Below are 21678 nucleotides of genomic sequence, written 5' to 3' on the forward strand. Positions count from 1 at the left end.
AATCAGGGGAAACGGTCTAAGGTTGATACTGAGTTGTGGTAGTTTTGTGTATTTGAGTTTGTTAACATTCTGCTAAATTATCGTGGGCTTTCCGTCCAGATAAGGGAGATATGATGAAGCAGGCATTACGAGTAGCATTTGGTTTTCTGATGCTGTGGGCAGCGGTGCTGCACGCAGAAGTACGTATCGAGATCACCCAGGGGGTGGACTCGGCGCGCCCGATTGGTGTTGTCCCCTTCCAATGGGCAGGACCGGGTGCTGCACCTGAAGATATCGGTGGTATCGTAGGTGCTGACCTGCGTAACAGCGGTAAATTTAACCCGTTAGACCGTTCTCGTCTGCCTCAGCAGCCTGGTACCGCGCAGGAAGTTCAACCTGCCGCTTGGTCTGCGCTGGGCATTGATGCCGTAGTCGTCGGCCAGGTTACGCCGAACCCGGATGGTTCTTACAGCGTTGCCTATCAGCTGGTTGACACCGGTGGCGCACCGGGTACCGTACTGGCACAGAACACTTATAAAGTGAACAAGCAGTGGCTGCGTTACGCGGGGCATACTGCAAGTGACGAAGTGTTTGAAAAACTGACCGGCATTAAAGGTGCATTCCGTACCCGTATCGCTTATGTTGTTCAGACCAACGGTGGTCAGTTCCCGTACGAATTACGTGTGTCCGACTACGATGGTTACAACCAGTTCGTGGTACACCGTTCTCCGCAGCCGCTGATGTCTCCGGCGTGGTCTCCGGACGGTTCAAAACTGGCGTACGTAACCTTCGAGAGTGGTCGTTCTGCACTGGTTATTCAGACGTTGTCAAATGGCGCGGTTCGTCAGGTAGCGTCGTTCCCACGTCACAACGGTGCGCCTGCGTTTTCTCCGGATGGCAGCAAACTGGCGTTTGCCCTGTCTAAAACCGGTAGCCTGAACCTGTATGTCATGGACATTGGTTCCGGTCAGATCCGTCAGGTGACGGATGGTCGTAGCAACAACACGGAACCGACCTGGTTCCCGGACAGCCAAAACCTGGCCTTTACATCTGACCAGGCCGGTCGTCCGCAGGTATATAAAGTTAACGTCAACGGCGGTGCTCCGCAGCGTATTACCTGGGAAGGTTCGCAAAACCAGGATGCGGATGTGAGCAGCGACGGTAAATTTATGGTAATGGTAAGTTCGGCCAACGGTCAGCAGCACATTGCCAAACAAGATCTGGTAGCGGGTGGCGTACAAGTTCTGTCGTCAACGTTCCTGGACGAAACGCCAAGTCTGGCACCTAACGGCACTATGGTAATCTACAGCTCTTCTCAGGGGATGGGATCCGTGCTGAATTTGGTTTCTACAGATGGGCGTTTCAAAGCGCGTCTTCCGGCAACTGATGGACAGGTTAAATTCCCTGCCTGGTCGCCGTATCTGTGATAATAAATAATTGATTAATAAAGGAATCATTGAAATGCAACTGAACAAAGTGCTGAAAGGGCTGATGATTGCTCTGCCTGTTATGGCTATTGCAGCGTGTTCTTCTAACAAGAACGCCAGCAATGACGGCAGCGAAGGCATGCTGGGTGCCGGCACTGGTATGGATGCAAACGGCAGCGGCAACATGTCTTCTGAAGAGCAAGCGCGTCTTCAGATGCAACAGCTGCAGCAGAACAACATCGTTTACTTCGATCTGGACAAGTACGATATCCGTTCTGATTTCGCTGCAATGCTGGATGCTCACGCTAACTTCCTGCGTAGCAACCCGTCTTACAAAGTCACCGTAGAAGGTCATGCGGACGAACGTGGTACTCCTGAGTACAACATCTCCCTGGGTGAGCGTCGTGCGAACGCCGTTAAGATGTACCTGCAGGGTAAAGGCGTTTCTGCTGACCAGATCTCCATCGTTTCTTACGGTAAAGAAAAACCTGCAGTACTGGGCCATGACGAAGCGGCTTACGCCAAAAACCGTCGCGCCGTACTGGTTTACTAAGAGAATTGCATGAGCAGTAACTTCAGACATCATCTGTTGAGTCTGTCGTTACTGGTTGGCATAGCGGCCCCTTGGGCCGCTTTTGCTCAGGCGCCAATCAGTAGTGTCGGCTCAGGCTCGGTCGAAGACCGTGTCACTCAACTCGAGCGTATTTCTAACGCTCACAGTCAGCTTTTAACCCAACTCCAGCAACAACTCTCCGATAATCAGTCCGATATTGATTCCCTGCGTGGTCAAATTCAGGAAAATCAGTATCAGTTGAACCAGGTTGTTGAACGCCAGAAGCAAATATTGTTGCAGATTAATAATCTTGGCAGCGGTAGTGCGCCTGCGGCGCAGTCTGCAGGTAGCGATCAGAGTGGGGCAGCAGCAACCCCTACGCCTGATGCGGGCGCAGCGGCAGCGTCAGGAGCCCCGGCGCAGACTGGCGATGCGAACACTGATTACAATGCGGCCATTGCTCTGGTGCAGGATAAATCCCGCCAGGATGATGCGATTGAAGCATTTCAGAACTTCATCAAAAAGTACCCAGACTCGACTTACCTGCCAAATGCGAATTACTGGCTGGGTCAGTTGAATTACAACAAGGGGAAAAAAGATGATGCAGCGTTCTATTTTGCTTCAGTAGTTAAAAACTTCCCTAAATCACCAAAGGCTGCAGACGCGATGTATAAAGTCGGCGTCATCATGCAGGACAAAGGTGACACAGCAAAAGCTAAAGCCGTTTATCAGCAGGTTATCACTAAATACCCTGGCACTGATGGCGCGAAACAAGCGCAAAAACGCCTTGGCGCGATGTAATGAACACCATGCGACCAGAAATCGTGTTAATTCTGGTCGCGTCGTGTGATTCCTAAGCAGTTGAGTTATTTACATCGAAATTTTTGTTGCGCTAAAATCTGAAATCAGTAATATATGCCGCCGTTGCCAAGGGATATCAAACAGCCCGAAAGCGGCAAAAAAAGTGGGTCGTTAGCTCAGTTGGTAGAGCAGTTGACTTTTAATCAATTGGTCGCAGGTTCGAATCCTGCACGACCCACCAATCGCTAAGGTGGAACGCGATTGTAAAACGTGAAGGATAACGTTGCGTAAGCAACGGCCCGTAGGGCGAGACGAAGTCGAGTCATCCTGCACGACCCACCACTAACTCAGTTAGTAAGTAGTATCCAGCGTAGTATCGGGTGATTAGCTCAGCTGGGAGAGCACCTCCCTTACAAGGAGGGGGTCGGCGGTTCGATCCCGTCATCACCCACCACTCGGGGCGTTAGCTCAGTTGGTAGAGCAGTTGACTTTTAATCAATTGGTCGCAGGTTCGAATCCTGCACGCCCCACCAATTTATTGGTGGTACCGAGTAAAAATTTTCAGGTTATACCCGAGCGGGTCGTTAGCTCAGTTGGTAGAGCAGTTGACTTTTAATCAATTGGTCGCAGGTTCGAATCCTGCACGACCCACCAATCGCTAAGGTGGAACGCGATTGTAAAACGTGAAGGATAACGTTGCGTAAGCAACGGCCCGTAGGGCGAGGCAAAGCCGAGTCATCCTGCACGACCCACCATCCTGAAAGTATAAAGAAGTAAACCCCATAAGGGGGCGTTAGCTCAGTTGGTAGAGCAGTTGACTTTTAATCAATTGGTCGCAGGTTCGAATCCTGCACGCCCCACCAGTGTAAAAAAGCGCCCTAAAGGCGCTTTTTTGCTATGCGCAGGATTTCATGATTCGAACCTGCAGCAGGTTCGGGTCGAACGAAGTGAGACAACGGAGCCGTTTACGGCGATGGCCCGAAGGGCGAGCGTAGCGAGTCATCCTGCACGCCCCACCAGTGTAAAAAAGCGCCCTAAAGGCGCTTTTTTGCTATGTGCAGGATTTCATGATTCGAACCTGCTTGCCTGATGCGCTTCGCTTATCAGTCCTACAGACGACACTATTCACGTAGGCCGGATAAGACGTCAGTCGCCATCCGGCATTCATCACACGCAATTATTGTGACTTTCTTACGCCAATCCGCTATCTTGTTTAGCATATAAAACAAATCTAACCGAATACGGCGTGCGTCACGCTTTTAATCGGTTATTTCGTTAAGCTAGTAAAACGAGAAAGCAAGATGAGCGTGATGTTTGATCCAGAAGCAGCAATTTATCCGTTTCCGCCGAAGCCAGCCCCGCTGAGTGTGGATGAAAAGCAATTTTATCGTGAAAAAATCAAGCGCCTGTTGAAAGAGCGTGATGCCGTTATGGTCGCGCACTATTACACCGATCCTGAAATTCAGCAATTGGCCGAAGAGACCGGTGGCTGTATTTCTGATTCTCTGGAGATGGCGCGGTTCGGCTCAAAACATTCTGCCTCTACGCTGTTGGTTGCAGGAGTGAGGTTTATGGGGGAAACCGCCAAAATCCTCAGCCCGGAAAAGACCATCCTGATGCCGACCTTACAGGCGGAATGTTCATTAGATCTGGGTTGTCCGATTGATGCTTTCAGCGCGTTTTGCGATGCGCATCCTGATCGTACCGTGGTGGTTTACGCCAATACCTCCGCTGCCGTTAAAGCGCGGGCGGACTGGGTCGTCACGTCCAGTATCGCGGTAGAACTTATTGAGCACCTTGATAGTTTAGGTGAAAAAATCATCTGGGCTCCGGACAGACATCTGGGCAACTACGTGCAAAAACAGACCGGTGCAGACGTTCTTTGTTGGCAGGGGGCCTGTATCGTCCACGACGAATTTAAAACTCAGGCTTTAACACGCATGAAGGGGCTTTACCCTGATGCTGCGGTGTTGGTGCACCCGGAGTCCCCTCAGTCTATCGTTGATATGGCTGATGCGGTTGGCTCAACCAGCCAGTTAATCAACGCAGCTAAATCGTTACCGCATCAACAGCTGATTGTGGCGACTGACCGGGGCATTTTTTACAAAATGCAGCAGGCCGTTCCGGATAAAGAATTGCTTGAAGCGCCGACGGCTGGCGAGGGGGCAACCTGTCGCAGCTGTGCGCATTGTCCGTGGATGGCGATGAACGGCCTCAAGGCGATTGCTGAGGGCCTGGAACAAGGCGGAGCGGCTCATGAGATACATGTTGATGCTGCGCTGCGAGAAGGGGCGTTGTTGCCGTTAAACCGCATGTTGGAATTTGCGGCTACACTTCGAGCTTAATTAATTTTTTTGCTCTGGGGGAAAAGATGGACTTTTTTAGCACGCAGAACATTCTGGTACATATTCCGATCGGCGCTGGCGGTTACGATCTGTCGTGGATCGAAGCTGTGGGGACGATCGCCGGGTTGCTGTGTATTGGTCTGGCGAGCCTTGAGAAAATAAGCAATTACTTCTTCGGCCTGATAAACGTCACGCTGTTTGCGATTATCTTCTTTCAGATCCAGCTCTATGCAAGCCTGTTGCTGCAAGTTTTCTTCTTTGCCGCCAACATCTACGGCTGGTATGCCTGGTCCAGGCAAACTAACCAGCATGAAGCGGAACTGAAAATTCGCTGGCTGCCGTTACCAAAAGCGATCGGCTGGCTGGCGGCTTGCGTGGTAGCGATCGGCCTGATGTCGGTCTATATCGATCCGGTCTTTGCATTCCTGACCCACATTGCGGTGAACATTATGCAGGCATTAGGATTACAGGTTGTTGTGCCTGAGTTGCAACCCGATGCATTCCCGTTCTGGGACTCCAGCATGATGGTGTTGTCGATTGCGGCGATGATCCTGATGACGCGCAAATACGTCGAAAACTGGCTGCTGTGGGTGATCATTAACGTAATAAGCGTAGTGATTTTCGCCCTACAAGGCGTATATGCCATGTCGCTGGAGTATATGATCCTGACGGTTATCGCCCTGAATGGTAGCAGGATGTGGATTAACAGCGCGCGTGAGCGGGGTTCCCGCGCGCTGTCCCATTAATGGTGATGATGTGAATGGCCGGACACGCCTTGGTACAGGTGGCAGTCCGGCCCATTGCACGGCTGATACTCCATCTGGATCGTCGCGTGTTCTATCTGGTAGTGGTGGATAAGGAAATGCTGAATACGTTCCAGCAGGGCATCATGATCGTGCGGCGGGATCACCTGCACATGCAGCGTCATTACCGGTTTTTCACCCACCATCCAGACATGGACATGGTGTACATTGCGGACTTCGGGGATATCCCGGCTGAGATGGCGCTGCAGTGCGGCAATATCCAGCGTCAGCGGGGCACCTTCCAGTAATTCGTTAACGCTATCCTTTAACAGTCGCCAGGCGCTGCGCAGTACCAGCACGGAAACCAGAATCGAGAGAATTGGGTCCGCAGGCGTCCAGCCCGTCCAGATAATAATAAGCGCAGCGATGATCGCCCCGACCGAGCCGAGTAAATCGCCCATCACATGTAGTGCCGCGGCGCGGACGTTCAGGTTTTTCTCCTCACTGCCGCGGTGTAGAACCCAAAAAGCCAGCACGTTGGCGAGTAAACCCGCGACAGCTATAACCATCATCATGCCGCCTGCCACGGGGCGGGGCGTATGGAAACGCTCAATGGCTTCCCAGACGATTAAAATAGTGATCACGACCAATGCGATGGCATTAACAAACGCGGCCAGTGTCGTGAGCCTCAGCCAGCCGAAGGTGTGTCGTATTGTGGGCGGTCGATGGGAAAACCGGACGGCCAGCAGCGCGAAAAGGAGCGCTGCGGCATCAGTGAGCATATGCCCGGCATCAGCCAACAAGGCCAGTGAACCTGAAAGTATTCCACCTACCACTTCAACCAACATAAATCCGGCTGTAATGCAGAATGCAAACATCAAGCGGCGGGCATTATTGTCCTTGGGTTGCTCAGAGGAATTATGAGTATGCGAGTGCGCCATTATGCCATCCCTTTGTTATTCTCATCTTTACTGTATGCCATCATACCGTTTTTGGGATGATAAAATTAAAAAGGAGAGCTATTGCTCTCCCGTTATTAGCTTTATTTTCAGCGTTACTGCGTAGTGCCATCAGTTTTTGTCTCGGCATCATTATTAATGCCGTTTCCGGTCTCAACCTTCTTATTTACATCAGGGCAGCGACCGTCCTTACACATGGTGTTTTTGTGCATCTCGTCTTTGGTCATCCCTTCATGGTTCATTGATGAACCGTTCGGGTGCAGCATTGTGCCACCCGAATTCACGTTACTGTTGTCGACATTATTTGGTGCCACGTTTTCGCGTGCGTCTGGGGCGACCTGACCGGCATCCGCCGAGGAATTTGCCTGGCCGTTATTGGACTGCGTATTGGTTTCAGCAGCCAGCGCCGCGCCGCTGGCGAGGCTGAGTGTAGCGGTAAGAAAGAGTGAAGCCAGCTTTGTCATATGCATAATATGCTCCTGTTATGGTCGATATGTCGGATAACGTCTTCCAACAGTGCATGTGCCAGTTACATCATTAATATGTGGTTAATAGTTTTGCCTGAGAAATCAAACCCAGCATAGAATCTTGAAATTTATGAAAATTAAAGCTGTTACAGTTATAAATTGTAGGTTGGATCTCGTTTTTCGCTACTTTATTGCGTTTTTTTGGCCAATTCCAGGATTAATCCGTCCAAAGTGTAAAACCCTGTTTACACTTTATGACTGAAGATATAGATTGGAGGGATTGCATTCATTTATATAAGTATGGCAACGCTGGAATAATCATGAATTATCAGAACGACGATTTACGCATTAAAGAGATCAACGAGTTATTACCGCCAGTCGCATTGCTGGAAAAATTCCCCGCTACTGAAAATGCCGCAAACACGGTGGCTCATGCCCGTAAGGCGATTCATAAAATTCTGAAAGGGAGCGATGATCGCCTGTTAGTGGTGATTGGGCCGTGCTCTATTCATGATCCGGCAGCCGCTAAAGAGTACGCCGCCCGCCTGCTGGCGCTGCGCGAAGAGTTAAAAGGCGAGCTTGAAATTGTCATGCGCGTCTATTTTGAAAAACCGCGAACCACCGTCGGCTGGAAAGGGCTTATCAACGATCCGCACATGGACAACAGCTTCCAAATCAACGATGGGCTGCGTATTGCACGTAAATTGCTGCTGGATATCAACGATAGCGGATTGCCGGCTGCGGGTGAGTTCCTCGATATGATCACGCCGCAATACCTCGCCGACTTGATGAGTTGGGGCGCGATTGGGGCTCGTACCACTGAGTCTCAAGTACACCGCGAGCTGGCATCAGGTCTGTCTTGCCCGGTTGGTTTTAAAAACGGTACCGATGGCACGATCAAAGTTGCGATTGATGCAATCAACGCAGCAGGGGCGCCACACTGCTTCCTGTCTGTGACCAAATGGGGTCATTCAGCGATCGTGAATACCAGCGGTAACGGCGATTGCCATATTATTTTGCGCGGCGGCAAAGAACCTAACTACAGCGCTCAGCACGTTGCCGACGTGAAAGAAGGTCTGATCAAAGCAGGGCTCTCTGCACAAGTGATGATCGACTTTAGCCATGCCAACTCCTGCAAGCAGTTCAAAAAGCAGATGGATGTTGCGAAAGACGTTTGCGGACAAGTCGCTGGTGGAGAAAAAGCGATTATTGGCGTGATGATCGAAAGCCATCTGGTCGAGGGTAATCAGAACCCGGATAGCGGCGAGCCGCTGACCTACGGTAAGAGCATCACTGACGCCTGCATTGGCTGGGAAGACACCGATGCGGTGCTGCGCCAGTTGGCGGATGCGGTAAAAGCGCGTCGCGGTTAAAACGTTAGCCTTCCAGAAAAAGAAAAAAGCGCGGATAATCCGCGCTTTTTTATGTGTCGCGAAGAAATTACTTCGCTTTACCCTGGTTCGCAACGGCCGCAGCTTTTGCGGCGATCTCGTCAGCGTTACCCAGATAGTAGTGTTTGATCGGTTTGAAGTTTTCGTCGAACTCATATACCAGCGGTACGCCGGTCGGAATGTTCAGTTCAAGGATCTCATCTTCGCCCATATTATCCAGGTATTTAACCAGCGCACGCAGAGAGTTACCGTGAGCGGCGATAATCACACGCTCACCGCTTTTCATGCGCGGCAGAATGGTTTCGTTCCAGTAGGGGATAACGCGGTCGATGGTCAGCGCCAGGCTTTCGGTAACCGGTAACTCTTTGTCGGTCAGCTTCGCATAACGCGGATCATGACCCGGATAACGCTCGTCATCTTTGGTCAGTTCCGGTGGCGTTACCGCAAAGCCGCGACGCCATTGTTTAACCTGCTCGTCACCGTATTTTTCAGCGGTTTCAGCTTTGTTCAGACCCTGCAGCGCGCCGTAATGACGTTCGTTCAGTTTCCAGGATTTCTCAACCGGCAGCCAGGCCTGATCCAGTTCGTCCAGTACGTTCCACAGGGTGTGAATGGCACGTTTCAGCACAGAGGTATAAGCAAAATCGAAGCTGTAGCCTTCCTCTTTCAGCAGTTTACCTGCCGCTTTTGCTTCGCCCACACCTTTCTCGGACAGATCAACGTCATACCAACCGGTAAAACGGTTCTCGTTGTTCCACTGACTTTCACCGTGACGTACCAGAACCAGCTTAGTTACAGCCATACACTCACTCCTATAAATCATATTTAATGATAATAATTCTCATTATATTGCCGTAATGCGTCAGCGACAATCCTTACGCATAACCATAGCGAAAATAGCGCCACAGTGTAAGGTTCTTGTGAACTCAAGGTTGCGATTTTGTCTTTGAACGGTGGGGATTTGAGCGGTTCTACTGTGATAAACAAGCAACAGGCCCGATACGTTACGTCATCGGGCCTGGGAGGGGGAACGATTAGGCTGGAATAAACCGGTATTCCGTCACGCTGGCATACTCTTCGCCAGGACGCAGGAAGCAGTCTGGCTGCGGCCATTCCGGATGGTTCGGGCTGTCCGGCAGGAACTCGCTTTCCAGTGCCAGACCTTGCCAGTCGGCGTAGGCATCAGGACCACGGGATGGCGTACCGCCGAGGAAATTCCCGGAATAAAACTGTAATGCCGGGGCGGAGGTGTAGACCTCCATCTGCAGTTTTTCATCCTGGGACCACAGTCGAGCGACCGGCGTATGCGTATTGCCCTGTGCCTGGAGCAGGAAGGCGTGATCGTAACCTTTTACCTTGCGCTGATCGTCATCGGCAAGAAATTCACTGCTGATGATCTTAGGCGTACGGAAATCGAAAGTGCTACCAGCGACGGATTTCAGTCCGTCGTGCGGGATGCCCATTTCATCAACCGGCAAGTACTCGTCGGCGAGGATTTGCAGCTTGTGTTGGCGCACATCCGTTTTGTCACCGTCGAGGTTGAAATAAACGTGATTCGTCAGATTCACCGGGCAGGGCTTATCGACCGTGGCGCGGTAGGTTATCGAAATACGATTATCGTCAGTCAGGCGATACTGCACGGTAGCGCAAAGATGGCCAGGGAAGCCCTGATCGCCATCGTCAGACGTTAAGGCGAACAGCACCTGGCGGTCATTTTGATTGACTATCTGCCAGCGACGTTTGTCAAAACCGTCCGGCCCGCCGTGCAGCTGGTTGTCGCCCTGACTTGGTATTAATTCAACGGTTTCGCCAGCAAATGTATAGCGGCTGTTGGCGATACGGTTAGCGTAGCGACCAATCGAGGCCCCCAGAAATGCAGCCTGTCCCGGGTATTGTTCCGGGCTGGCACAACCGAGTAATGCTTCGCGCACGCTACCATCGCTGAGCGGAATACGCGCAGAGAGTAGGGTCGCGCCCCAATCCATCAGCGTGACCACCATCCCTGCGTCATTGCGCAGGGTGAGCAGGCGAAACGGCTGACCGTCCGGAGCCTGCACGGGGATTTCGTTTAACATTGTCCGGCTCCTTGAGAAGGTTTGCAGACGTAGAATGTTTCTTTAATTCCAGTTTTTGCTTCGTACTGCTCAGCTACAGCTTGCTGTACGGCTGGCACCAAATCTTGCGGGATCAGCGCCACTATACAGCCGCCGAAGCCGCCGCCGGTCATGCGTACACCGCCTTTATCGCCAATGGTCGCTTTGACAATCTCAACCAGCGTATCAATTTGCGGCACGGTAATTTCAAAGTCATCGCGCATTGAGGCGTGAGATTCCGCCATCAGTTGGCCCATACGCAGCAGGTCGCCTTTTTCCAGCGCCTGTGCTGCTTCAACGGTACGCGTATTTTCCGTGATCACGTGGCGAACGCGTTTGGCGACGATCGGATCCAATTCGTGGGCGACGGCGTTAAACGCTTCAAGGTTAACATCACGCAGCGCTGGCTGCTGGAAGAAACGCGCGCCGGTTTCACACTGTTCGCGACGGGTGTTGTATTCGCTACCGACCAGCGTACGTTTAAAGTTACTGTTGATGATCACCACCGCTACGCCCTCAGGCATAGAAACTGCTTTGGTGCCAAGCGTTCGGCAGTCGATCAGTAGCGCATGATCTTTCTTACCAAGTGCCGAGATCAACTGATCCATAATGCCGCAGTTACAGCCGACAAACTGGTTTTCAGCTTCCTGACCGTTCAGGGCAATCTGCGCGCCGTCGAGCGGCAGATGATAGAGCTGCTGGAATACCGTACCCACAGCGACTTCCAGCGAGGCAGAAGAACTTAACCCCGCGCCCTGTGGGACGTTACCGCTGATCACCAGATCAGCGCCGCCAAAGGCGTTATTGCGCTTTTGCAGATGTTTCACTACGCCACGCACGTAGTTTGACCACTGCTGGCTGTCGTGGGCGATAATCGGCGCATCAAGCGAGAACTCATCAATCTGATTGTCGTAATCAGCGGCGATCACGCGGACTTTTCGATCGTCGCGTGCCGCACAACTGATAACGGTTTGATAGTCGATGGCGCAAGGCAGAACGAAGCCGTCGTTATAATCGGTATGTTCGCCGATCAGGTTTACACGACCCGGTGCCTGAATAGTATGGGTGGCAGGGTAGCCAAATGTTTCTGCAAACAGAGATTGTGTTTTTTCTTTCAGACTCATTATTTAAACTCCGGATTCGCGAAAATGGATGTCGCTGACCGCACGCAGTCGTTCAGCCGCTTGTTCTGCCGTCAGGTCGCGCTGGGTTTCTGCCAGCATTTCATATCCGACCATAAATTTACGCACAGTCGCGGAACGCAGCAGCGGCGGATAAAAGTGTGCATGCAACTGCCAGTGTTGGTTTTCTTCACCGTTAAACGGTGCGCCGTGCCAGCCCATGGAGTAGGGGAATGAACACTGGAACAGATTGTCGTAACGACTGGTCAGTTTTTTCAACGCCAGCGCCAGGTCAGCACGCTGTTCGTCGCTCAAATCGGTAATACGCAGCACATGCGCTTTCGGCAGCAGCAGCGTTTCGAACGGCCACGCGGCCCAGTAAGGCACAACCGCCAGCCAGTGCTCGGTTTCTACGACCGTACGACTGCCGTCCGCCAGTTCTCTCTGGACGTAATCAACGAGCATTGGCGCGCCTTGTTCGGCGAAGTACGCTTTCTGCAGGCGATCTTCACGTTCGGCTTCGTTAGGCAAAAAGCTGTTGGCCCAAATTTGTCCGTGTGGGTGCGGGTTCGAGCACCCCATCGCTGCGCCTTTATTCTCAAATACCTGCACCCAGGGATAGGTTTTCCCTAAGTCTTCGGTCTGCTCCTGCCACGTTTTTACGATTTCTGTCAGTGCAGGGACGCTGAGTTCCGGCAACGTTTTGCTGTGATCGGGTGAGAAGCAAATCACGCGGCTGGTACCGCGCGCGCTCTGGCAGCGCATCAACGGATCGTGACTGTCCGGCGCGTCGGGGGTATCGGACATCAGCGCCGCAAAGTCATTGGTAAAGACATAGGTCCCGGTGTAATCCGGGTTTTTGTCGCCGGTAACGCGCGTATTGCCAGCGCACAGGAAGCAGTCCGGGTCATGTGCAGGTAGTACCTGCTTAGACGGAGTTTCCTGCGCCCCTTGCCACGGGCGTTTGGCGCGATGCGGTGATACGAGGATCCACTGCCCGGTGAGCGGGTTAAAACGGCGGTGTGGATGATCGACAGGATTGAATTGCGTCATGATTGGTCCTTAATCCGAATATCCCTGTGGGTGGCGTGACTGCCAGTGCCAGGTATCTTGTGCCATTTCATCCAATGTGCGGGTCACGCGCCAGTTGAGCTCGCGATCGGCTTTGCTGGCATCAGCCCAGTAGGCCGGAAGATCGCCTTCACGGCGCGGGGCGAAGTGGTAATTCACCGGTTTACCACAGGCTTTGCTGAAGGCGTGGACCACGTCCAGCACGCTGCTGCCGATGCCTGCACCGAGGTTATAAATATGCACACCCTGAATGCCTGCCAGTTTTTCCATGGCGGCAACGTGGCCGTCGGCGAGATCCATCACATGGATGTAGTCGCGTACGCCGGTGCCATCTTCAGTAGGGTAGTCATTGCCAAATATGGCAAGAGACTCGCGGCGGCCAACGGCAACCTGCGCGATGTAAGGCATCAGGTTGTTTGGAATACCTTGCGGATCTTCCCCCATATCTCCTGACGGATGAGCGCCAACAGGGTTAAAGTAGCGCAGCAGGGCAATGCTCCAGTCGGGCTGAGCTTTTTGCAGATCGGTCAGGATCTGTTCCACCATCAGCTTGCTTTTGCCGTACGGACTTTGTGGCGTGCCGGTGGGGAAGCTTTCAACGTAAGGAATTTGCGGCTGATCGCCATAGACGGTCGCGGAGGAGCTGAAAATGAAGTTTTTCACGTTGGCTGCGCGCATTGCATTCACCAGACGCAGAGTGCCGTTGACGTTGTTGTCATAGTACTCCAGCGGCTTGGCAACGGATTCTCCAACGGCTTTTAAACCGGCAAAATGGATGACCGTATCAATGGCATGATCGTGCAGAATTTCGGTTATCAGCGCTTCGTTACGGATGTCTCCTTCCACGAAGGTCGGATGCTTGCCGCCTAAACGCTCAATGACGGGCAGTACGCTGCGCTTGCTGTTGCAGAGATTATCCAGGATCACCACCTCGTGACCGTTTTTCAGCAACTGCACGCAAGTGTGGCTTCCAATGTAACCGCTACCACCTGTAACCAATACTCTCATAATTCGCTCCGTTAAGCCTATGGTATGCAATAACCATAGCATAACAAAGATGCGAAAAGTGTGACACGGAATAAATTAGTGGAATCGTTTACACTCCAGGATTTTCACTCGACGCTGCTAGTTAATTTATTATAAATCACTATGTTAGGTTGTTATTACAGCGATTGTCTGAAAAAAAAGCAGAAAAAAGGGCGTGATAAACGCCCTGGCATGAAAATTAACGCAGAGAGGTTTGTCGATAGCCGTAGATATCGCCCTCGGGTACAAACTCTAGCCGATGGGTAATGCAGGCCGGGGCATCTTCGGCGTGATGAGAGACGAACAAAAGCTGAGTTTCGCCTTCACCGATCAGGACATCCACAAACCGACGGATCAGTTGGCGGTTGAGCGGATCTAATCCTTGCAAGGGTTCATCGAGGATCAGCAATGTAGGATGTTTCACCAGAGCACGAACAATCAACGCCAGCCGCTGCTGTCCCCAGGAAAGACTATGAAATGGCGCATCCGCGGTACGTTTATCGATGCCAAGAATATCCAGCCACTGTTGTACCAGCTTGTGCTGCCTGTCGGAGACGGCCTGATAAATGCCGATTGAATCGAAATAACCGGAGAGAATAACGTTGCGAACTGTCGTACTTACCCGGTAATCCAAATGCAGGCTGCTGCTGACATAGCCAATGTGTTTTTTGATATCCCAGATAGTTTCACCGCTGCCCCGGCGTCGGCCAAACAGGGTCAGGTCGTTGCTATATCCCTGGGGATGATCGCCGGTGATTAAACTGAGCAGGGTTGATTTCCCCGCACCGTTGGGGCCGACGATTTGCCAGTGTTCCCCCGGATTTACCCGCCAGCTCAGATGATGCAGGATAGGGCGATCGTTATACGAGACAGTGCCATCTTTAAGCACAATGCGCGGCTCGTTATCTGACAATGTGTGGCGTACTGAAGGCTCATCCGGCTCGGGTAACTGGATGCCTTCCAGCCGCTCGCTATGGGCAAGTTGAGCGATTAATGCCTGTTGCAGAAGGTCGATTTTTGCGCCGGTTTCCGTCAGTGTGCAATCGGCAAGCACGCCGGCAAACTGCACGAATTCGGGAATTTCATCAAAGCGATTAAGCACCAGTACCAGCGTTAAACCGGCCTGGTGTAGCTCATCGAGCAGTTCTGCTAACTGGCGGCGGGACGCGACGTCCAGCCCGTCAAAGGGTTCATCAAGGATCAGCAAATCTGGCGTGGACATTAATGCCTGGCAGAGCAGAGTTTTGCGTGTTTCACCGGTGGAAAGGTATTTGAAACGCCTGTTGAGTAGGGCTGAAATGCCAAACTGCTGCGCCAGCGCAGCGCAGCGGGCGGGATAGTTGACCTCATCCTGAATGATTTCTGCGGTGGTGCGCCCTGTGTCGTCTTCACCGGGACTAAGAAGGTCGGTGTTGTTCCGCTGCCACTCGTCGCTGACCAGCTTTTGGAGCTGCTCAAAGGAGAGTCGGGTAATACGTGTGAACTGGCAGCGGCGTTCGCCTTTCAGGAGCGGCAACTCGCCCGCCAGCGCGCGGGCCAGCGCAGATTTCCCGCTACCATTAGATCCAACAAACGCCCAGCTATCACCCGCGTTTAACGTCAACGCATTTAACTGGAGCGTTTTTGTGTCGCTAAGACGAAACATACCTTGCGAAATTTGCAACGATGACATTTTGTATCCCATTATTTGCAGCGATGAATAACAGGGATACGTGTTCTTAGGGCTGATGTCAATCAACTCAGCACAGCGTGGCGATAATCACTCTATCAGCATTAAAATATGCTGTGACGTTAGCGCCTTCAGTTAATGTGTGGGTCTGAGCTATCGGTAACGTCGCGCAGAGCGTCTGGCCATCTGGCAACGTCATCAGCACTTCACACTGTTCCGCACCGCGTTCAATATGGCTAATCGTGCCCTGCAACTGGTTATCGGCAGCCTGAGCGATGGCGTCGTCCTGAGTGATTCCCACCCACGGCGCTTTCAGCAGAATCAGTACTTCTTTGCCTTCCTCAAGACCCAGACGCTCACCGCTTTGCGCAGTGATTGCCACTTTCAGGCGCGTTTCGCCATCGGCCAGCAGGACGTCAACATGCTGCTGGACCTGATCGTGGTCGCGAGCGGTAATAGTGCCAAACCACTGGTTACGGGCGCTGGTTTGCAGTGAAAAACGCGAGATAGCTGCCAGCAGGCTGTTGAGCGGTAGCGCATCGTCATCGCTCAAAACATCAAAAGCTTTTTGTTGGATTTGCGCCAGTAAATCATATAACTGGATTAAACGTTGGCCATAGCGCGTTAACACCGCGCCACCGCCGCCTTTACCGCCTGTGGCACGTTCAACCAGCGTCTGCTCGCTGAGCTGGTTCATTTCGTTAATCGCATCCCAGGCGCTTTTGTAGCTGATACCTGCATCCTTCGCGCCCTGACTGATGGAACCGGAAAGCGCAATGTGCTTAAGCAGAGAAATGCGACGGGGATCAGCAAACAGTTTTTGCTGAAGTTTCAGCGTAAGAAGGATTTCGGCCTGCATCACAAGCTCCTGGCAAAAAAGGGTATTGTGACGGAAAACCGTGCCTGAGCAAAGCCGACCGCACAAAAGGGGAGTGCTTTTCTGCGTTATGTGGTTAGAATACAACTAAGGACTATATCTGGAGTTGACCATGTTAGAGTTATTGAAAAGTCTGGTATTCGCCGTAATCATGGTACCTGTGGTAATGGCCATCATTCTGGGTCTGATTTACGGACTGGGTGAAGTGTTCAACATTTTCTCCGGTATCGGTCAGAAAGACCAGTCCAGACAGAATCATTGATTCCCCAAACGCCCGCTCAGTCGGGCGTTTATATTTTTAGCCTTCCTACTCGTTTTCTGTCGCTACAGTTTCTCAAGATCCTGCTTTCCCTGCCGATATTTTCTTTGTGTAACCTCTAATTGGTATCAATAACCACTGGGAAAATCCTGGTTTAATCGTTATATTTGCGCCTACATAACGAAACGCAAAGGAGTTACAGATGGCACGTACATGGTTACGCTTGTTTGCAGGGGCAACACTTTCTCTTACTGTTGCCGGACATGCGCTGGCGGATGAAGGAAAGATTACCGTTTTCGCAGCGGCTTCGCTGACCAACGCGATGCAGGACATTGCAACGCAATATAAAAAAGAGAAGAACGTTGATGTTGTCTCCTCTTTTGCTTCTTCTTCCACACTGGCGCGTCAGATTGAAGCAGGTGCACCGGCCGATCTGTTTATTTCTGCCGATCAGAAATGGATGGACTATGCGGTAGACAAGAAGTCGATTGATACCGCAACGCGTGAAACGCTGTTGGGTAACAGCCTGGTGGTGGTTGCGCCGAAAGCCAGCGCACAGAAAGACTTCACCATCGACAGCAAAACCAACTGGACCAGTCTGTTGAACGGTGGGCGCCTGGCTGTTGGCGATCCGGAACATGTTCCGGCAGGCATTTATGCCAAAGAAGCGCTGCAAAAACTGGGGGCATGGGATACCCTGGCCCCGAAACTGGCTCCTGCTGAAGATGTGCGCGGTGCGCTGGCGCTGGTAGAGCGTAACGAAGCGCCGCTGGGGATCGTCTATGGTTCTGATGCCGTCGCCAGCAAGGGCGTAAAAGTTGTTGCGACTTTCCCGGAAGATTCGCACAAAAAAGTGGAATACCCTATCGCGATTGTTGATGGGCACAAAAACGCAACGGTTAGCGCGTTCTATGATTACCTGAAAGGACCGCAGGCTGCTGAAATCTTTAAACGTTATGGATTTACGACCAAGTAATGATACTGACCGATCCTGAATGGCAGGCCGTTATACTGAGCCTGAAAGTTTCTTCCCTGGCCGTGTTGTTTAGTCTGCCATTTGGGATCTTCTTTGCTTGGCTACTGGTGCGATGCAAGTTCCCGGGCAAAGCGCTGCTCGACAGCGTACTGCATTTGCCGCTGGTTCTGCCGCCTGTGGTGGTGGGGTATCTGCTGTTGGTCTCTATGGGACGGCGCGGATTCATTGGCGAATGGCTGTACGACTGGTTTGGCATCACTTTTGCCTTTAGCTGGCGTGGGGCGGTGCTGGCCGCTGCGGTGATGTCCTTCCCGCTCATGGTGCGGGCTATTCGTCTGGCGCTGGAAGGTGTCGACGTCAAGCTGGAGCAGGCGGCCCGCACGCTGGGAGCCGGACGCTGGCGCGTCTTTATGACCATTACGTTACCGCTGATGCTGCCCGGCATTATTGTTGGTACGGTGCTGGCGTTTGCGCGTTCCCTTGGGGAATTTGGTGCAACCATTACCTTTGTTTCCAATATTCCTGGCGAAACCCGCACCATTCCTTCGGCGATGTATACCCTGATCCAAACCCCGGGCGGCGAAAGCGCGGCGGCGAGATTATGTATCATTTCCATTGTGTTGGCGCTGATTTCGTTGCTGATTTCTGAATGGCTGGCGCGTATTAGCCGTGAGCGGACGGGGCGATAATCATGCTTGAACTTAATTTCTCCCAGACGCTGGGGACGCATTGTCTGACGCTCAACGAAACGCTGCCAGCCAGCGGCATCACCGCTATTTTTGGCGTTTCCGGTGCGGGCAAAACCTCACTGATTAACGCCATCAGTGGTCTGACGCAGCCGCAGTCCGGGCGCATCGTGCTCAACGGTCGGGTCTTAAACGACGTCGAGAACGGTATCTGTTTAACGCCGGAAAAACGCCGGGTGGGCTATGTTTTCCAGGATGCGCGCCTGTTCCCGCACTATAAAGTGCGCGGCAACCTGCGTTACGGAATGGCGAAAAGCATGGCCGGACAGTTTGATAAGCTGGTGGCGTTGTTGGGCATTGAACCGCTGCTTGACCGTCTGCCAGGCGGTCTTTCTGGCGGTGAAAAGCAGCGTGTCGCCATCGGTCGGGCGCTGCTGACCGCGCCTGAGTTATTGCTGCTTGATGAGCCGTTAGCCTCTCTGGATATACCGCGTAAACGCGAACTGCTGCCTTATCTGCAACGCCTGGCGCGGGAAATTAATATTCCGATGCTGTACGTCAGCCACTCGCTTGATGAGATTTTGCACCTGGCAGATAAAGTGATGGTGCTGGAAAACGGGCAGGTCAAAGCGTTTGGTTCGTTGGAAGATGTCTGGGGCAGCAGCGTGATGCACCCCTGGCTGCCTAAGGAACAGCAAAGCAGTATTCTGAAAGTCAGCGTGCTGGAACATCATCCACACTACGCGATGACCGCGCTGGCGCTTGGCGATCAGCATCTGTGGGTCAACAAGCTGGAGCAACCGCTGCAAACCGCGCTGCGTATTCGTATTCAGGCCTCTGATGTTTCATTGGTACTGCAACCGCCGCAACAGACCAGTATTCGTAATGTTCTCCGGGCAAAAGTCGCGCAATGCTATGACGACAACGGTCAGGTGGAAGTTCAGCTTGAGGTGGGCGGTAAGACGCTGTGGGCGAAGATCAGCCCATGGGCCAGGGATGAACTGGGTATTAAACCTGGCCTGTGGCTGTACGCGCAAATTAAGAGCGTATCGATTACCGCCTGATTACAGCAGGTGAGAGTAGATAAATTTCGCGATGCTGTCGGTGGTGTTATCACCAATCACGATGTTGGCGCGTGCTTTGACCGCGTCATCCGCGTTGCCCATGGCTACGCCGGTGCCTGCGGCTTCCAGCATGCTGATATCGTTAAAGTTATCGCCAAAGGCAATCACGTTTTCCATTGACCCGCCCTGTGCTTCTATCCACTGGGTCAAGCGTCGTCCTTTACTGTTGCCTTTACGGGCAATGTCGACCTGATCGTGCCAGGACCATTCACACTCCAGCCCCAGATGTTGCTCGACATACCGGCCAAACTGCTGCAGTTTCGGAATATCTTCGTCGGTCAGAGCAAATTTCCAGACGGCGTTAACGTCATGCGCCGCCTGCGCCAGCGAAGGAACTTGGGTGAAGGTCGGGCGCTGTTCCGGCGGCAGCGTTTGTGCCCAGTTAGCAGTACGCACTACATGCCCGGTATGGCGCTCATACAGCATGGCCTCATCCACATACATCAGCCCGTGGATCTGATGTTCATCCAGCATTTCGATCAGCTGTAATGCCTGGTCTACCGGAAGGGGATCGGATTCCAGCACCTTTTTTGCTTGATAATCATACAAATAGGTACCGTTACAGCAAATTGCAGGTGTATCCAGCGCCAGTGCCTGATAAAAAGGATGAATAGCAACGTGATGGCGACCTGTGACAATGATAAGTTGGTAGCCTGCTTCTCTGGCGCGCGAGAGCGCTTCGAGAGAGGATGGCAGCAAGGTTTTTTTCGGGGTCAAGAGGGTACCGTCTAAATCCAGGGCAATCACGCGTGCGGTCATAGGTTTATCCAGATTAAGGTTGAGAATTATGTCTGTTGGAATGGTACACCGAGACGTGAGCCGGACAAAATTCTGAGCCTTAATTAAGCATTCACCGTTAAAAGCGTCTACCTTAGGCGTGTGTCAGGCAATTGCAGCCACCTGCCAAAAAGCAAAGGAGTATTCATGAAGCAAACCGTTTATACCGCCAGCCCTGAAAGTCAGCAAATCCACGTCTGGAGCCTGAATCACGATGGTTCTCTGACGCTGACACAGGTGGTTGATGTGCCGGGTCAGGTACAGCCGATGGTCGTCAGCCCGGATAAGCGTTACCTCTATGTTGGCGTGCGCCCGGAGTTTCGCGTGTTGGCTTATCGTATTGCGCCTGATGACGGTGCGCTGACCTTCGCGGCAGAGTCTGCGCTGCCGGGTAGCCCGACGCATATTTCTACCGATCATCAGGGACGTTTCGTGTTCGTGGGTTCTTATAACGCTGGCAGCGTGAGCGTCACGCGCCTGGAAGATGGCCTGCCGGTGGAACTGGTTGACGTGGTTGAGGGCCTGGATGGTTGCCACTCAGCCAACATCTCTCCGGATAACCGTACCCTGTGGGTTCCGGCGTTGAAACAGGATCGTATCTGCCTGTTTGACGTAAGCGATGATGGCCATCTGGTCGCGCAGGAACCGGCTGAAGTAACTACCGTGGAAGGCGCGGGCCCGCGTCATATGGCGTTCCATCCGAATAAGCAATATGCCTACTGTGTGAACGAGCTGAACAGCTCTGTTGATGTCTGGGAGCTTAAAGATCCGTACGGCAAAATTGAGTGTGTGCAGACGCTGGATATGATGCCTGCAGATTTCGCTGATACCCGTTGGGCAGCAGATATTCATATCACATCTGATGGGCGTCATCTGTATGCCTGTGATCGCACCGCCAGCCTGATTACGGTCTTTAGCGTGTCTGAAGACGGTAGCGTACTGACTAAAGAGGGTTTCCAGCCTACCGAAACTCAGCCACGTGGTTTTAATATCGATCACAGCGGAAAATACCTGATTGCCGCCGGGCAAAAATCGCACCATATCGCGGTGTATAAGATTGCAGGCGAACAAGGACTGTTGACAGAGAACGGTCGTTACGCGGTAGGACAAGGCCCGATGTGGGTGGTGGTTAACGCGTACTAACAATAGCGACGCCCGTTAGCGGGCGTCGCTATCTTTAAGATTGATTGCAAATACTTTAGCTGTTTCTGCTTGTTTAATTCCCTTCTACAGTAGGCTGGACTTGCGTTTCTGCTGACGATTTAGTTTCTTCCTTTTTTCTGCATTAAATATCACTGAATTTTTGCGTAAAAAATTTTCGGAAAATGGAGCGT

At 52.3% G+C, this 21678-nt stretch carries 21 protein-coding genes, 5 tRNA genes and 1 other RNA gene; 17 read left to right on the plus strand and 10 right to left on the minus strand.

What is annotated here, in order from left to right; translation table 11 throughout:
• Positions 1-113 precede the first annotated feature (113 nt).
• From tolB to pnuC, 11 genes are all read left to right on the plus strand, one after another.
• Positions 114-1406 (plus strand): Tol-Pal system beta propeller repeat protein TolB, encoded by a 1293-nt coding sequence (tolB, locus tag C2U41_RS04515; protein WP_003022981.1) that lies wholly within the window; start codon positions 114-116, stop codon positions 1404-1406.
• 34 nt (positions 1407-1440) lie between these two features.
• Positions 1441-1959 (plus strand): peptidoglycan-associated lipoprotein Pal, encoded by a 519-nt coding sequence (gene pal, locus C2U41_RS04520; RefSeq protein WP_003022983.1) that lies wholly within the window; start codon positions 1441-1443, stop codon positions 1957-1959.
• A gap of 9 nt (positions 1960-1968) precedes the next feature.
• Positions 1969-2760, plus strand: a complete 792-nt coding sequence (cpoB, locus tag C2U41_RS04525; RefSeq protein WP_003847309.1) for a cell division protein CpoB — start codon at positions 1969-1971, stop codon at positions 2758-2760.
• 165 nt (positions 2761-2925) lie between these two features.
• A tRNA-Lys gene (locus C2U41_RS04530) sits at positions 2926-3001 on the plus strand.
• A 137-nt stretch (positions 3002-3138) separates the two neighbouring features.
• Positions 3139-3214: transfer RNA gene (locus C2U41_RS04535), tRNA-Val, on the plus strand.
• A 3-nt stretch (positions 3215-3217) separates the two neighbouring features.
• Positions 3218-3293, plus strand: a tRNA-Lys gene (locus C2U41_RS04540).
• Between the two features lie 45 nt (positions 3294-3338).
• Positions 3339-3414: transfer RNA gene (locus C2U41_RS04545), tRNA-Lys, on the plus strand.
• 133 nt (positions 3415-3547) lie between these two features.
• Positions 3548-3623: transfer RNA gene (locus C2U41_RS04550), tRNA-Lys, on the plus strand.
• A gap of 22 nt (positions 3624-3645) precedes the next feature.
• Positions 3646-3779: non-coding RNA, RtT sRNA (locus C2U41_RS04555), on the plus strand.
• A gap of 282 nt (positions 3780-4061) precedes the next feature.
• Positions 4062-5105, plus strand: a complete 1044-nt coding sequence (gene nadA, locus C2U41_RS04560) for a quinolinate synthase NadA (protein WP_003837113.1) — start codon at positions 4062-4064, stop codon at positions 5103-5105.
• A gap of 26 nt (positions 5106-5131) precedes the next feature.
• Positions 5132-5851, plus strand: coding sequence for a nicotinamide riboside transporter PnuC (gene pnuC / locus C2U41_RS04565; RefSeq protein ID WP_087879080.1), 720 nt, complete (start codon positions 5132-5134; stop codon positions 5849-5851).
• On the opposite strand, the gene zitB is transcribed toward pnuC, so the two are convergent.
• Both zitB and C2U41_RS04575 read right to left on the minus strand, forming a co-directional pair.
• Complete coding sequence (gene zitB / locus C2U41_RS04570) at positions 5848-6789, minus strand: CDF family zinc transporter ZitB (RefSeq protein ID WP_003022992.1); 942 nt, start codon at positions 6787-6789, stop codon at positions 5848-5850. The two genes, pnuC and zitB, sit on opposite strands and share 4 nt — an antisense overlap.
• 113 nt (positions 6790-6902) lie before the next feature.
• Positions 6903-7277, minus strand: coding sequence for a YbgS-like family protein (locus C2U41_RS04575; protein WP_003022994.1), 375 nt, complete (start codon positions 7275-7277; stop codon positions 6903-6905).
• A 317-nt stretch (positions 7278-7594) separates the two neighbouring features.
• Between C2U41_RS04575 and aroG the strand changes: the two genes are divergently transcribed.
• Positions 7595-8647: a 3-deoxy-7-phosphoheptulonate synthase AroG gene (aroG, locus tag C2U41_RS04580; RefSeq protein WP_003837108.1), complete on the plus strand. Its 1053-nt coding sequence runs from the start codon at positions 7595-7597 to the stop codon at positions 8645-8647.
• A gap of 67 nt (positions 8648-8714) precedes the next feature.
• Here aroG and gpmA read toward each other — a convergent pair whose 3' ends face one another.
• From gpmA to modE, 7 genes are all read right to left on the minus strand, one after another.
• Positions 8715-9467, minus strand: a complete 753-nt coding sequence (gene gpmA, locus C2U41_RS04585; RefSeq protein ID WP_003022999.1) for a 2,3-diphosphoglycerate-dependent phosphoglycerate mutase — start codon at positions 9465-9467, stop codon at positions 8715-8717.
• Positions 9468-9699: 232 nt separating this feature from the next.
• Positions 9700-10740 (minus strand): galactose-1-epimerase, encoded by a 1041-nt coding sequence (gene galM / locus C2U41_RS04590; RefSeq protein ID WP_032948869.1) that lies wholly within the window; start codon positions 10738-10740, stop codon positions 9700-9702.
• Positions 10734-11882 carry a galactokinase gene (gene galK / locus C2U41_RS04595; protein WP_103848320.1) on the minus strand — a complete coding sequence of 383 codons (1149 nt, stop codon included), beginning with the start codon at positions 11880-11882 and terminating at the stop codon, positions 10734-10736. The genes galM and galK overlap by 7 nt, the downstream gene beginning before the upstream one ends.
• 3 nt (positions 11883-11885) lie before the next feature.
• Positions 11886-12932: a galactose-1-phosphate uridylyltransferase gene (gene galT / locus C2U41_RS04600; RefSeq protein WP_003837102.1), complete on the minus strand. Its 1047-nt coding sequence runs from the start codon at positions 12930-12932 to the stop codon at positions 11886-11888.
• 9 nt (positions 12933-12941) lie between these two features.
• Positions 12942-13958 carry a UDP-glucose 4-epimerase GalE gene (gene galE / locus C2U41_RS04605; protein ID WP_003837100.1) on the minus strand — a complete coding sequence of 339 codons (1017 nt, stop codon included), beginning with the start codon at positions 13956-13958 and terminating at the stop codon, positions 12942-12944.
• A 217-nt stretch (positions 13959-14175) separates the two neighbouring features.
• Complete coding sequence (gene modF, locus C2U41_RS04610) at positions 14176-15648, minus strand: molybdate ABC transporter ATP-binding protein ModF (RefSeq protein WP_103848321.1); 1473 nt, start codon at positions 15646-15648, stop codon at positions 14176-14178.
• 67 nt (positions 15649-15715) lie between these two features.
• Positions 15716-16504, minus strand: coding sequence for a molybdenum-dependent transcriptional regulator (gene modE / locus C2U41_RS04615; protein ID WP_048216687.1), 789 nt, complete (start codon positions 16502-16504; stop codon positions 15716-15718).
• A gap of 130 nt (positions 16505-16634) precedes the next feature.
• Here modE and C2U41_RS04620 point away from each other — a divergent pair, with 130 nt between their 5' ends.
• The 4 genes from C2U41_RS04620 to modC all read left to right on the plus strand — a co-directional run bounded on the left by C2U41_RS04620 (position 16635) and on the right by modC (position 19507).
• On the plus strand, positions 16635-16784 hold the full coding sequence (locus tag C2U41_RS04620; protein WP_003023026.1) for an AcrZ family multidrug efflux pump-associated protein: 150 nt from the start codon (positions 16635-16637) through the stop codon (positions 16782-16784).
• 199 nt (positions 16785-16983) lie between these two features.
• Positions 16984-17757: a molybdate ABC transporter substrate-binding protein gene (gene modA / locus C2U41_RS04625; RefSeq protein WP_003023029.1), complete on the plus strand. Its 774-nt coding sequence runs from the start codon at positions 16984-16986 to the stop codon at positions 17755-17757.
• Positions 17757-18446: a molybdate ABC transporter permease subunit gene (gene modB / locus C2U41_RS04630; RefSeq protein ID WP_003023032.1), complete on the plus strand. Its 690-nt coding sequence runs from the start codon at positions 17757-17759 to the stop codon at positions 18444-18446. The genes modA and modB overlap by 1 nt, the downstream gene beginning before the upstream one ends.
• A 2-nt stretch (positions 18447-18448) precedes the next feature.
• Positions 18449-19507, plus strand: a complete 1059-nt coding sequence (gene modC, locus C2U41_RS04635) for a molybdenum ABC transporter ATP-binding protein ModC (RefSeq protein WP_003837092.1) — start codon at positions 18449-18451, stop codon at positions 19505-19507.
• On the opposite strand, the gene C2U41_RS04640 is transcribed toward modC, so the two are convergent.
• Positions 19508-20326: a pyridoxal phosphatase gene (locus tag C2U41_RS04640; protein WP_103848322.1), complete on the minus strand. Its 819-nt coding sequence runs from the start codon at positions 20324-20326 to the stop codon at positions 19508-19510.
• Positions 20327-20491: 165 nt separating this feature from the next.
• On the opposite strand from C2U41_RS04640, the gene pgl reads away from it, so the two are divergent.
• Positions 20492-21487 carry a 6-phosphogluconolactonase gene (gene pgl / locus C2U41_RS04645; protein ID WP_048216685.1) on the plus strand — a complete coding sequence of 332 codons (996 nt, stop codon included), beginning with the start codon at positions 20492-20494 and terminating at the stop codon, positions 21485-21487.
• The last annotated feature ends 191 nt before the right edge of the window (positions 21488-21678 follow it).

Origin of the sequence: Citrobacter freundii complex sp. CFNIH4, assembly GCF_002934505.1 — a bacterium.
GTDB lineage: Bacteria > Pseudomonadota > Gammaproteobacteria > Enterobacterales > Enterobacteriaceae > Citrobacter > Citrobacter freundii.